The 12813-nt window shown below is 70.9% G+C and carries 10 protein-coding genes; 6 read left to right on the top strand and 4 right to left on the bottom strand.

What is annotated here, in order from left to right; genetic code table 11:
* Positions 1-3: 3 nt before the first annotated feature.
* A complete protein-coding gene (locus D451_RS26475; protein ID WP_081616075.1) occupies positions 4-1029 on the top strand; it encodes an ABC transporter ATP-binding protein in 1026 nt (341 codons plus the stop codon).
* On the top strand, positions 1026-1868 hold the full coding sequence (locus D451_RS0112800) for an ABC transporter ATP-binding protein (protein WP_026125026.1): 843 nt from the start codon (positions 1026-1028) through the stop codon (positions 1866-1868). The genes D451_RS26475 and D451_RS0112800 overlap by 4 nt, the downstream gene beginning before the upstream one ends.
* Positions 1869-1920: 52 nt before the next feature.
* On the opposite strand, the gene D451_RS0112795 is transcribed toward D451_RS0112800, so the two are convergent.
* Positions 1921-3327 carry a flavin monoamine oxidase family protein gene (locus D451_RS0112795; RefSeq protein WP_017534713.1) on the bottom strand — a complete coding sequence of 469 codons (1407 nt, stop codon included), beginning with the start codon at positions 3325-3327 and terminating at the stop codon, positions 1921-1923.
* Between the two features lie 361 nt (positions 3328-3688).
* On the opposite strand from D451_RS0112795, the gene D451_RS0112790 reads away from it, so the two are divergent.
* Positions 3689-4345, top strand: coding sequence for a TetR/AcrR family transcriptional regulator (locus D451_RS0112790; protein ID WP_017534712.1), 657 nt, complete (start codon positions 3689-3691; stop codon positions 4343-4345).
* A 15-nt stretch (positions 4346-4360) separates the two neighbouring features.
* On the opposite strand, the gene D451_RS0112785 is transcribed toward D451_RS0112790, so the two are convergent.
* On the bottom strand, positions 4361-5791 hold the full coding sequence (locus D451_RS0112785; RefSeq protein ID WP_017534711.1) for a gamma-aminobutyraldehyde dehydrogenase: 1431 nt from the start codon (positions 5789-5791) through the stop codon (positions 4361-4363).
* A gap of 162 nt (positions 5792-5953) precedes the next feature.
* On the opposite strand from D451_RS0112785, the gene D451_RS0112780 reads away from it, so the two are divergent.
* The 3 genes from D451_RS0112780 to D451_RS0112770 all read left to right on the top strand — a co-directional run bounded on the left by D451_RS0112780 (position 5954) and on the right by D451_RS0112770 (position 9218).
* Positions 5954-6604: a maleylpyruvate isomerase family mycothiol-dependent enzyme gene (locus D451_RS0112780; RefSeq protein ID WP_017534710.1), complete on the top strand. Its 651-nt coding sequence runs from the start codon at positions 5954-5956 to the stop codon at positions 6602-6604.
* Positions 6605-6954: 350 nt separating this feature from the next.
* Positions 6955-8433 carry an MDR family MFS transporter gene (locus D451_RS0112775; protein WP_017534709.1) on the top strand — a complete coding sequence of 493 codons (1479 nt, stop codon included), beginning with the start codon at positions 6955-6957 and terminating at the stop codon, positions 8431-8433.
* A 239-nt stretch (positions 8434-8672) separates the two neighbouring features.
* On the top strand, positions 8673-9218 hold the full coding sequence (locus tag D451_RS0112770) for a putative immunity protein (protein WP_017534708.1): 546 nt from the start codon (positions 8673-8675) through the stop codon (positions 9216-9218).
* 4 nt (positions 9219-9222) lie between these two features.
* Here the strand turns inward: D451_RS0112770 and D451_RS0112765 are convergent, their stop codons facing one another.
* Both D451_RS0112765 and D451_RS0112760 read right to left on the bottom strand, forming a co-directional pair.
* The gene (locus tag D451_RS0112765) at positions 9223-11037 is read right to left on the bottom strand and encodes an immunity 49 family protein (protein ID WP_017534707.1); all 1815 of its coding nucleotides are present in this window, start codon (positions 11035-11037) and stop codon (positions 9223-9225) included.
* 133 nt (positions 11038-11170) lie between these two features.
* The gene (locus tag D451_RS0112760) at positions 11171-12811 is read right to left on the bottom strand and encodes an ATP-binding cassette domain-containing protein (RefSeq protein WP_017534706.1); all 1641 of its coding nucleotides are present in this window, start codon (positions 12809-12811) and stop codon (positions 11171-11173) included.
* Positions 12812-12813 lie beyond the last annotated feature (2 nt).

Here is a 12813-nt window from a genome sequence, read left to right as displayed (position 1 = left end):
CGCGTGCTGCTCGATATCGAGAACCTCACCGTCGCGTTGCCCGGCGCCGAGACGCGCCGGCCCGTCCTGGACGAGGTCGCTCTGACCGTGGAACCCGGGGAGGTCGTCGGCCTGGTCGGGGAGTCCGGTTCGGGGAAGTCCACGACGGCCCGCGCCGTCCTGCGGCTCCTGCCCGAGGGCGCCTCGGTCCGGGGACGCGCGAGCGTCGGCGGGACCGACGTGCTCGCCGCCTCCCCCGCCGAACTGACCGAACTCCGCTCCCGTCGGGTGTCCATGGTCTTCCAGGACCCGCGTTCGGTGCTCAACCCGGTCCGGCGCGTGGGCGACTTCCTCACCGAACGCCTGATCCTGGCCCTGGGCACGCCCAAGGCCGAGGCCCGCGCCAAGGCGTTGGACCTCATGACGGAGGTGGGGCTGAACCGGCCCGAGGAACGTTTCCGTCAGTACCCGCACGAGATGTCGGGGGGCATGCTGCAACGGGTCGTGCTCGCCGCGGCCCTGGCCACCGAACCCGAACTCCTGCTCGCCGACGAGGCCACCAGTGCCCTGGACGCCACCACCCAGGCCGAGGTGCTCTCGGTCCTGCGCGATCTGCGCGAGAGCCGGGGCATGGGCGTCCTGTTCATCACCCACGATCTGCATCTGGCCGCCGCCTACTGTCACCGTGTGCACGTGATGTACGCGGGCCGGGTGGTGGAGTCCCGTGAGGCGTCGGCGCTGTTCGCCGACCCGCGCCACCCCTATACGCGAGGGTTGATCGCCTGCAACCCGGGCCTGGACTCCGACCTGGCCCCCGAGCCGATCCCCGGCTCGCCGCCCTCGTTGTCCACCGCCTTCGACGGCTGTCCGTTCGCCCCGCGCTGCCCCGAGGCGATCGACGCCTGTACGACCTGGCGACCGCGCACGCACGCGCTGCCCGACGGCGGTGTGGCCTGTCTGCGGGCGGAGAGGGAGGACGTCGTGACCGAGGCCGTCGACGCCGGAACCGAAGGGGCGGACACCCTCCGCCGGGACGAGGAGACACGATGAACCGGAACGAAGCGGCTCTTTCGGTGAGCGGACTGCGCAGGGCCTTCCCCATGGGCCGAGGCGTGCCGGACCTGGTGGCGGTGGACGACGTCTCGTTCGAACTGGCGCCCGGCGGCTCCCTGGGCGTGGTCGGCGAGTCCGGCTCCGGCAAGAGCACCGTGGCCCGGATGCTGGTGGGCCTGGAACGGCCCGACTCCGGGGAGATCCGGGTGGCGGGTCGGACCCGAGGGGTCCGTGAACGCGGCCGCGCCGCGCGGCTGCGGCGGGCCCGGGAGATCCAGCTGGTCTTCCAGAACCCCCTGGAGTCCCTGGACCGGCGGCTCACCGCGGCCCAGTGTCTGCACCACGTGTTGCGGCTGCACGGGGCGGAGCGTGCCGAGGCCGACCGGCGCGCCCTGGAGCTCCTCGAACAGGTGGGGTTGGGCGCCCGGGAGGCGGAGGCACGGCCGCACCGGCTCAGCGGCGGTCAACGTCAGCGGTTGGCGATCGCCCGCGCGTTGGCGGCGGGCCCCTCCGTGCTCGTCCTGGACGAGGCGGTCTCCGCGCTGGACGTGTCGGTACAGGCGCAGATCCTGCGGCTGCTGGCCCGGATCCGTGAGGAGTCCGGGGTGTCCCTGGTCTTCGTCTCGCACGACCTGGCCGTGGTCGGGCAGGTCACCGACGAGGTCCTGGTCATGTACCGGGGGCGGGCGGTCGAGCACGGTCCGACCCGGCGGGTCCTGCGCGAGCCGGAGCACCCCTACACGCGCATGCTGGCCTCCAGCGTGCCGGGGCCGGGCTGGGACCCGGCCGAGGTGGTGCGTCTGCGCGCCGAGTTCGCGGCGACCGCACAGGCGTGACGGACCGGCCCCGCGTGCGGGCGGGGCCGGTCCGGGTCCATGAGGGCGCGGGTCAGTCGGTGAGGGCCGTCAAGGCCTCCTCTGCCGCCCGACGGCCCTGACGCAGCGCGCCGTCCACGTGCTGGTAGCCCTCGGCCGCCAGGTCGGAGCAGGCCCAGCCGATGGGGCCCACGGGCGAGCGCTGCTCGGCCCCGTAGCGGTGCAGGCCGCCGAGGTCGTAGCTGGCGGCGTAGGCGCCCCGGGTCCATTCCTCGGAGGCGAAGTCCGACTCGAAGTAGACGTCGGGCTCCAGCGCCTCCTCCCCCAGGTAGTTCGCGAGGGAGCGCAGGATCGTGTCCCGACGCTCCTCGGCGGGACGACGCAGCAGGTCGTCGGCGACCTCGTCGGAGACGAAGGCGACCAGGGTGCCGCGTGTGTCCCCGTGGTTGGTGTTGTCGTAGACCTCCTGACAGGGCTCCTCGGCACCGAAACCGGTGCCGGACAGGCCCTTGTCGCGCCAGAAGGGGCGCTCGTAGACCGCGTGGACCTTGATGACCAGGCCCATCGAGGTGTGCTGGTGCATCTGCTGCTGGAACCAGGGCAGCGCGGGTTCGAAGGAGATCCGCGAATAGAGGGTGGGCGGCACGGCCACGATCACCCGGCGGGCCCGAACGGTGACGCGTTCGGAGACGACCGTGACGCGTTCCTCGGACGAGACGCCCTCCCCACCCCAACGGATGGTCCGGACCGGGGTCTCCAGGTGGACGGTGCCCTCCTCCAGGGCGCCCGCCATGGTCTGGGAGACCGACTGCATGCCTCCGACCACACGGCGGTCCAGGATGAAGTCCTCGTCCACGAGGTGGGAGAAGGATCCGGCCGAGGCGGCCATGAGCACGGCCTGGAGCGCGGAGAAGGCGTGGGCGGGTTTGGTGAGCATGCCGCCGGCCATGAAGATGCCGATGTTCTCCCGGGCGGCCTCGTCGTCGGTCTGGCGGCGCAGCCACTCGGTGAAGGTGACGGTGTCCAGTTCGCGGGCGAGCGGGTGGTCCCAGGGGCGTTCGGCGCCGATCTCCTCGACCAGGCCGTCCAGGGTCGCGATGATCCGGGCCATCTCCTTCTCGGTCCGCTCCCCCGCCGGGAACATGTCTCCGGTGTACTCGTGGCGGGAGCCGTCGGGGGCCAGGTAGACGTTGGCGCCCTCGCGGTGGCGCGGATAGGTGCTCATCCCGAGCTCGTCCAACAGGCCGAGCAGTGCGGTCTGGTCGGGCGAGACCCACTGTCCGCCCAGTTCCAGGAAGGCCCCGTCGACCTCGCGGGACCAGGTCCGTCCGCCCACCCGGTCGCGGGCCTCCAGGACGGCGACGGTCCGGCCGGCGGCCTGGAGGGTGCGTGCGGCCATCAGCCCGGCGGGGCCGGCGCCCACGATCACGACATCGCGTTCGAGGACCTCGTCGCTGCCGATGACGTGTGTGCCGCTCATGGGTGCGCTCCTTCGACAAATTAAATGAACAACATTCATTAATAGGTACGACGTCGCCCCTGTCAAGTACGAACGTCGAGAACGGGTCGGTCGGCCGCGCAGGTCGTCGATCCCGCACGCGCCGCTTCTAGGGAGTGTTTTTCGGATGCTTTCGCCGGGCATCGGCGGAGCCGATCCGTGGCGAGCGGCCGCCGGGCGATCTCTCGCCAGACGACGAGCGAGAGTCAGCCCGGGTTTGGCTGTCCGAGCGACGTCGGCGCCGCGAGAGGAAGCCCGGCCACGCGAGCGCGGAATGATCCGAAAAGCACGACCTAGACTGGTCGGGGAACCGTGTCGACACCCCCACAGGAAGCAGGCGTCAGTGAGCCAGGGAACGCACAGCGGACGAGGCCGGGGCAGACCCTCCTCGCCGGTCCTGTCACGCGAACGCGTCACCCTGGCCGCGATCAGGATCGTGACCGAACAGGGCTACCGACACCTGACCATGGCCGCGCTGGCGCGCGAGCTCGGGGTCGCCGCCTCGGCGCTGTACAACCACGTCTCCTCCAAGCGCGACGTGCTCATCCTGTTGCAGGAACGCGTCAACGAGCGGATCGACGACTCCGCGTTCGGCACCGAACCCTGGGACCGGGCGCTGCGACAGTGGGCGCATTCCTACCGGCGGTGCTTCATGGAGCACACGGCGCTCATCCCGGTGATGGCGGTCCTGCCGGTCGCCGACTCCCCCCGCACCCTGCGCATGTACGAACGCGTCACCCGCGCGCTGAACGACGCCGGGATCGTCGGCGCGGACGCGGTGGACATCATCGTCGGCGTCGAGGCGCTGGTCTTCGGTGCCGCCTACGACGCCTCCGCCCCGGCCGGCATCTTCGATCCGGGCGATCTGGAGGATCTGGCCCCCACCTTCACCCGCTTCGCGGCCCAAAGGTCGGCCGACCCCCGGGCCGCCGCCGACCGGGCCTTCGAGCTCGCGCTCGACGCCCTGATCGACGGCCTGCGCCGGAAGTACGCCGCCTGAGCCTCGTCCCTCGGGTCAGATCTCCAGCGCGTGCATGACGTGCTTGACCCGGGTGTACTCCTCCACCGAGTACAGCGACAGGTCCTTGCCGTAGCCCGAGTGCTTGAAGCCGCCGTGCGGCATCTCGGCCGTGAGCAGCACGTGCGTGTTCACCCAGACGCAGCCGAAGTCCAGGTCGCGGGTCAGGCGCATCGCGGCGCCGTGATCCGAGGTCCAGACACTGGCGGCCAAGGCGTAGTCCACACCGTTGGCCAGCTCCACCGCCTCCTTCTCGGAGGTGAAGGTCTGCACGGTCAGGATCGGCCCGAAGGTCTCCTCTTGGACCAGCTCGTCGTCCTGGCGGACTCCGGTGATGACGGTGGGCTCCACGAAGAAGCCGTCGCCCTCGACCGCCTTGCCGCCGGTGACCACGGTGGCGTGCTCGGGGAGACGGTTCAGCTTGTCGGTGACCGAGGCGAAGTGCCGGGCGTTGTTCAGCGGACCGTAGTCGTTGCGGGATTCGTCGGCGTCCCCGGTGCGGGTGCCGCGCGCCGCCTCGGCCAGCAGCTCCACCAGCCGGTCGTGGGCGCTCTCCTCGACGAGCACCCGGGTGACGGCGGTGCAGTCCTGACCCGCGTTGAACGTGCCGAACTCCACCAGGGCCTTGGCCGTGGCGGCCAGGTCGGCGTCGGCGAAGACCACCGCGGGGGCCTTGCCGCCCAGTTCCAGGTGGCCGCGCTTGAGCCCCTGGGCGGCCGAGGCCGCGACCTGTCGGCCGGCCCGGACCGAGCCGGTGATGGCGACCATGGCGGGTTCGGGGTGCTCCACCATGAGCCGGCCGGTCTCGGCGTCGCCCAGGACGACGTTGAAGACGCCCGCCGGCAGGATCTCGCCGATCAGGCGGGCCAGGACCAGGGTGGACTCGGGGGTGGTGTCCGAGGGCTTGAGCACGATGCAGTTGCCCGCCGCCAGCGCCGGTCCGATCTTCCACACGGCCATGAGCAGCGGATAGTTCCACGGCGTGACCTGGGCGACGACCCCGACGGGCTCGCGACGGACGTAGGAGGTGTGGCCCTCCATGTACTCGGCGGCGGCGCGCCCCTCCAGGGTGCGGGCGGCGCCGGCGAAGAAGCGCAGGTGGTCCACGCCCATGCCGACCTCCTCCTGGGAGATCATCCATCGAGGCTGGCCGGTGTCGCGGTGCTGCGCCTCGACGATCTCGTCGGTGTGGGCCTCCACCGCGTCCGCGATCTTGAGAAGCAGACGCTGGCGCTCCCCCGGGGTGACGTCGCGCCAGGAGGCGAAGGCGGCCCGCGCGGCGGTGAAGGCGGCGTCGACGTCGACGTCGTCGGAGATCGGCGACACCGCGACGGTGGTTCCGTTCGTGGGGTCGACGATGTCGATCGTCCCCTGCCCGTGGGCGTCGACGAAGGCGCCGTCGACGAAGTTCTGGAGGCGACTGCTCATGAGGGCTCCTGACCACCGAGTTAATGATTGTCATTCATTTTAAAGGCCGGGAGAGTGAGGGGCAACACATCCCCTCCCTCGGAGCGCCGCATCCGAGGCTCCGGGCGCGGACGACCGTGGAGCCTTCCCGGAACTGTCCGAACCGGTCCGTAGAGTGCGCGCATGGAGACCTCCGACCCGCGACGGGCCATCGCCGTCGAGCACGCGGCCCTCGTCGCCGACCTGCGGGACCTGACCGACGAGCAGTGGACACGGGAATCGCTCTGCGAGGGCTGGACCGTGCACGACGTGACCGCCCACCTGGGCGCGGGCCTGACCATCGGCGCGTTGGGGTGGATCGTGTCCATCCTGCGCGCGGGCCTGCGGCCCGACGTGCACAATCGCCGACAGATCGCGCGCTTCGCCCGCTCGACCCCGACCGAGACCCTGGAGCGGTTCGCCGCCCTGGGCACCGAAGGGGGCGACCCCGTGCGCCTGCCCTCGGGGGACTCCGCCGCCTGGCTCGGGGAGCTCATCGTGCACGGCGAGGACATCCGGCGCCCCCTGGGGCTGGAGTACGAACCCGCGCCCGAGGCACTGGCCGAGGTGGCGCGCTTCTTCGCCTCCCGCGACTTCGCGGTGAACAGCCGCTCCCAGGTGAAGGGGCTGTTCCTGCGGGCCACCGACGCCGGCTTCACCACGAACGACCCCGACCTGCCCACCGTGGAGGGGCCGCTGCTCGCGCTCGTCATGCTCATGGCCGGACGCCCCGCCCACCTGGACCGGGTGAGCGGTTCGGGGGTGCCCGAACTGCGTCACCGACTGGAGAGATGAGCACCACCCTCTCCATCGGACCGACGCGAGCCGTGAGTCTTCCCCGACCGGAGGGTGAGAAGCCCCTTCCCTCGCCGGAACGGTACGGGACCCCAGGTAGAGACCGCTTCCCGACGGACAACCCGGCCATATCGGACGGACATGGCGGCCGAGGAAACCCCGCCATGTCCTCTCACCGGGCGAGACTTCCCCTTCTTCCCTCGGAAAAACCACTTTTCTTTCCCACACCGACCTCGGAATACTGCTCTGACCGGCGCAGTTGGCTCTCCTGTCGGGTACGAGTCGGCCCCGCCGCCGCACACCCCCCGATCCGTCGATCCTCATCCACCCACGAGCGCACAAGGAAGTACGTGACCAGGAACAACACCCCGAACACCACTGACGAGGGCGCCGACGCGCGCGCCACTCGGCTCGTCATTCCGCTTCTCCTGGTCTCGGCGTTCGTCGTCATCCTGAACGAGACGATCATGGGTGTGGCCCTGCCCGCCCTCAACCGCGACCTGGGCATCTCGGTCTCCACCGGACAGTGGCTGACCTCCGCCTTCATGCTCGTGATGGCCGTGGTCATCCCCGTGACCGGTTTCCTGCTCCAGAGGTTCCACCTCAGACAGGTGTTCATCACCGCGATGACCCTGTTCAGCCTCGGAACCCTGATCTGTTTCCTCGCACCGAACTTCACCGTTCTGCTGATGGGCCGGATCGTGCAGGCCTCCGGTACGGCGATCATGATGCCGCTGCTCATGACCACCGTGCTGAACCTGATCCCCGCCGACCGCCGCGGCCGGACCATGGGCAACATCTCCATCGTCATGGCGGTGGCGCCCGCCGTCGGTCCGACCCTGTCCGGGCTCATCCTGAGCATGCTGGACTGGCGCTGGCTCTTCGGCCTGGTCCTGCCGATCGCCCTGCTGGGCCTGGCACTGGGCGCCGCCTTCATCCGCAACATCACCGAGCCGCGCTCGGTGCGCATCGACGTGCTCTCGGTGATCCTGTCCGCCTTCGCCTTCGGCGGCCTGGTCTACGGCTTCTCCAGCCTGGGCAAGGCGGCCGACTCCAGCGCGCCGATCCCGCCGTGGGTCGCGATCGTCGTGGGCGTCGTGGCCCTGGTGCTGTTCGTGTGGCGTCAGATCCTGCTCCAGCGCGAGGACCGGGCCCTGCTGGACCTGCGGGTGTTCCGCTCCCGCCAGTTCTCGATCTCGATCAGCCTGGTGCTGGTCAGCTTCATGGCGCTGTTCGGCACGATCATCCTGCTGCCGATCTACATGCAGAACGTCCTGGGCCACGACACGCTCGCGACCGGGCTCGCCCTGCTGCCCGGCGGTCTGGTCATGGGTCTGTTGGCCCCGTTCGTCGGCCGCCTCTACGACCGGTTCGGCCCGCGTCCCCTCGTCACCCCGGGCGCCGCCCTGGTGACCCTGGTGATGTGGAGCATGACGCAGTTCGGCACCGAGACCCCGATCGGGGCCATCGTCGCCGCGCACATGGTCCTGAGCGTGGGCCTGGGCCTGATGTTCACGCCGCTGCTCACCGGAGCGCTCGGCTCCCTGCCCCAGCGGCTCTACTCCTACGGCAGCGCCGTGGTGGGCACCGTCCAGCAGGTGGCGGGCGCCGCGGGCACCGCGACCTTCATCGCGGTCATGTCCGCCGTGGCCGCGAGCCGGGCGGCCGAGGGCGCCGACACCGTCGTCGCCGAGGCCGGAGGCATCCACGTCGCCTTCATCCTGGGCGCGGTGATCACGACCCTGGCCTTCTTCGCGACCTTCCTGGTCCGCAGGTCGACCGCGCCCGCCGAGGAGGAGGGCACCCCGGCGACCCCGGCCGTGCACTGACCCGGATCCGACCCGAGGGGGCGGTGGCCGCACACGCGGCCGCCGCCCCCTCTTCGCGTTCGGAGAGCCCCCACCCTGACCCCGATTTGAGACTTTTCCAGCAGATATCGAGGAGCGGTCGAGAAAAGTGTCTACGAGTGGTTCAACGATAACGTTGAGGTCTACGGGGCCGGGCGCGCGATCGGCCTTCGACCAGGGGAGGAACGACAGGGTGTCCTCCCCCTATGGGAGGAGGACCCATGAACGACCACGACCCCCGAGAATTCGCCTTGGGCGACGACGAACGTCGCGAGCTCGGCCGCTGGGCGGCCGAGGGGGCCGCGCGGGCACTGGCACTCTTCGAGTCCCGGGCACCGGACGAGGCCCGGCCGCGGAAGGCCTTCGAGGAACTGCGCGCCTACAACGCCGGGGGCCCCAGGACCGCCCACCTGCGTTCGGCCATCTGGGCGGCCCTGTCCTGCGCCGAGGAGACCGACGATCCGGTGGCCGAGGCCGCGGCGCGCTCGATCGGGGTGGCGGCGGGCACCCCCTTCGTGCACGCCCTGGCCACCCCGCACCAGTCCAAGCACCTGCTGGCGCCGACCGCCTACCGGATCCGCGCCCGATCCCTCCTGGCCACCGGTGGGACGGACGCGGTCGCCGACGAGGAGATCCACTGGGCGACCGCGCACGCCTCACCGATCGTCCGACGAGTGCTGCGGCGCTTCCCCGCCCGTGCCGACGGCCGCGGGTGGATGAGCGCGCTGATGTACCGGCTCGACGTCGAGCTGCGGCGGACCGCTTAGGACCTCAGGCGAACATGGTCGCGGCCCGGTCGAGGACCCCCTGGGGCAGGTAGTCGCTCCGCACCCGTACCGACCACCCCTTGGCCCGGGCCAGACAGGCCAGGGCCAGGGCGTCGAGGTCGATCAGGCCGTCGGGGTCCTCGGCCCGCTCGCCGATGCCATGAGCGTCCCGGTGCTCCTCCAACACGTCGACCAGGGCCAGGTCGAACCCGTCCCGATCCTGCGCCACCAGCTGGGAGAGCAGGATGACCGGGGGCGGCGGGTGACCGGGCACGTCATAGGCGGTGAGCGCTTCGAGCGCCCGATCCAGCGCCTCCTCGACCCTCGGATTCGGAGGCACGTCCTCCTCGGGCCACCGGAGTCGATCCACCTCGGAGCCCAGATAGGCCAGGAACGCCTCCCTGTAGTGGGAGTAGACGGAAGGACCATCGCCCCCGCGCAGGTACTCGGCCCCGATGTGCGCGCGCAGCCTCTCCAAGAGCTCTCGCGAACCGGACATCAGAGCGTACTGAAGGGAGGTCCGCAACCGTCCTCCCGTGACACGGGAGTTCGGCTCGAAGGTACGCATCGGCGCGGTCGTCTCGCCGATGGTCACGTCGACGGTGTCGTCCTCGGCCGCCGCGCAGTCGAACAGCGCGACCATGTACTGGGCGGCGTGTTCGAGGGCGGCGAGCTGACGCGGATGCCGTGCCTCCGGATCCACGACCGAACAGAAGCGGAACCCGAGGATCTCCCCGTCGCTCGCCCACTCCAGAGCGCGGGGGATCTGTCCCCGAAGGATCTGCGGCCTCCGGATCCTCTGGAGCTTCTCGTCCTCGTATTGGAACGTCTTCTCGAACGACCGCTCTGTCGAGAACCCCTCCGTGGGACGTTCGACCGTCAACGTCCCACGCGAGAGCGCCGCCAGGGCCCCGGGGTCCTTGTCCTTTCCGTAGGGGCCCACCCGGCGACGCCGGATCCCGAACCCTTCGACCAGGTGGCGGGGCAGGTAGTCGGATTCGAACGGCATGTCCCAGCCCTCGACCCGCACCGCCAGGGCGGCGAAGGCGAGTTCGGTCAGCGGGAGCAGCCCCCTGAGGTCCCGTTCGTCGGAGTGGTCACGCAGCCAGGTCAGACGCACGGACATGGTCGACCAGAACGCGAGTTCGTCACGGGCGAGCAGGGCCCGCAGGTAGAGCAGGTCATGGTCGATCGACCCCGGCTCGACACGGTCGTCGTCGGAGTCCAGGGAGAGGGAGTCCAGGAGCGGTCCCAGTGCGGACCACACGTACTTCTCCAACTGATCCCGCTCGGCGCCCAGGTGCGGGTAGAGGTAGAAGGTCAGCGCCCGCTGTAGGACCTCGTCCTCTCCGAAGTCCGAGGCGAAGCCGACGAAGGGGTTCTCGTGGTTCTCGTGCAGGCCGGCGAGGACGCACAGGTAGAGCGCCTCGGTCCAGTCGCCGGCCCGGACCGGCCGCGCTCCTCGGGGCTCGGAGCCATGGTCCCCGTCGAAGTCCTGGTAGAAGACACCGGTGCGGGTGTAGGTCAGGTCCACCGAGAACTCCGCCGAGCCGGGCGCCCCGTCCAGGGTGATCGAGCCCGCGCGCGCCTCGGCCGCCGAGTACAGGGCGGCCCGGATGTCGGCCGTGGCGGAAGGAGCCCGGACCGAACGCGCCGCCGCGTAGTCCCGTAGGTCGTGGGCGATCATCCTCCAACCGAACCCTTCCCGACCGCTGTGCTGTTGCGCACGGACGTCACCGCCGATCCGATCCGTGAAGTCCTCCGTGGCCTTCGCGATCGCCTTGTCGTCGACCTCGTGCCGTTCGATCCGCAGGGTCACCGGGCCCTCTCCCCATCGCGTCGTCTCCGTGTTCGCGACAGAGTCTGGCAGGGGGCGACGACAGACCGGATCCGTCCGTGGACCGGCTGTGCCGGGGCGCCCCGTCGACCTCGAACGACGGGGCGCCCCGCTCTCACACCGTGATCTTCCGCGCGGCCTCCAGGGACAGGTGCGGCCAGGATTCGACGTCCCGCAACAGCCCCCGATCGTGGGTGGAGACCACGACCGCCGCCTCGGTCGCCTCCAGGGCCTCGGTCATCTCGTCGACCAGCGCGATCGACAGGTGGTTGGTGGGCTCGTCCAACAGCAGCACGTGCGGGCGCGAGGCCAGCACCAGCGCCAGGTCCAGGCGGCGCCGCTGTCCGGTGGAGAGCTCCTCGACCCTCTTGCCGATCTCCCGGGGACGCAGCAGCCCCAGCGAGGCCAGGCCCACGACCTCGTCCGGGCGCAGCCTCCCCCGGGACACGAGCCGGTCCACGTGGGCCCGATAGAGGTCTCCGGCCCGCTGTTCGGACGAGGGCGCCGATTCCTGACGCAGCGCCACGACCCGGGCCTCGGACGATCCGTACACCCGGCCGTTCGAGGGTTGCAGGTCGCCCGCGAGCACCGACAGCAGCGTCGACTTGCCCGCGCCGTTGGGGCCGGTGACCACCAGCCTCGATCCGCCGCGCAGGGTGAGCGAGGTCGGTGCGTCCAGACGGCCGGCCACGGTCACCTCCTCGGCGACCAGCAGCGTGGTGCCCGACCGGGTGGGCAGGTCCGGGAAGCGGAACGGCCGCGGTGGTTCGGGCATCGTGACGGCGTGGGCCTCCAGGTCGGCCCGGCGGCGGTGGACGTTGGCCACCACTCCCCCGGCACGGGTGGCGCGCTGATGCTTGCTCGTCCCCTTCTCCGGACGCCACCCGGAGACCAGGCGGTTCTGGGCGGCGCTGAGCAGGTCTTGGAGCCGGGACCGTTCGGCTTCTTGACGCAGGTACTCCTGTTCCCAGCGTTCCCTTTCGGCCCGGTGGCCCCGACGGTAGCCGGCGTAACCGCCGCCGTGGACCCGGGGACGGTCGTCGTCGGTCGGGTCCAGGTCCACCACGGTGCGGGCCACGTCCGAGAGCAGGGCGCGGTCGTGGCTGACCACGACCACCCCTCCGGAGCGTCCGCGCAGCCGTTCGGTGAGGAAGTCCAGACCCGCGCGGTCCAGGTGGTTGGTGGGCTCGTCCAACAGCAGGAAGTCGTCCTCCGACCCCAGCAGGCAGGCCAGCCCGACCCGGTAGCGCTGTCCGACGGACAGTTCCGTCAGCCGTCGCGAGTGGTCGGGTTCGGCCCCGAGCGCCTCCAAGGCGACCTGGATCCTGCGTTCGGCGTCCCAGGCCTCCAGCGCCTCGGCCCGTTCCAGTGCGCGGGTGTAGCGTTCGTCGGCCCCGGGCTCGCCCGCTCCGAGGGCGAGGCCTGCGGCGTCGAGTTCGGCGAGCGCCGCCAGGGAGTCGGCGACGGCGTCCGCGACGACCCGGCCGACGGTGCGCTCGTCCTCGGTGGACATCTCCTGTTCGGCCAGGCCGAGCGTGCCGACCAGGGTGACGGTGCCCTCGTCGGGCACGAGCGTTCCGGCCATGACGTGCAGGAGCGTGGACTTGCCCCGACCGTTCTCCCCCACGATCGCGATGCGGGAGGCGGGGGTGACGGTCAGGTCGGTGTCGAAGAGGACCCGTCGGGAGCCCCGGGTGACGGAGACCCCGGACAGGACGAGTTGGGCGCGCGAACGCGCGGGAAGAGCGGTGGGCATGT

This window comes from Nocardiopsis alba DSM 43377, assembly GCF_000341225.1.
In the GTDB taxonomy this organism is placed as follows: domain Bacteria; phylum Actinomycetota; class Actinomycetes; order Streptosporangiales; family Streptosporangiaceae; genus Nocardiopsis; species Nocardiopsis alba.
The sequence above is the reverse complement of the archived record's forward strand: the minus strand, read 5'-3'. Positions and strand labels throughout refer to the sequence as shown.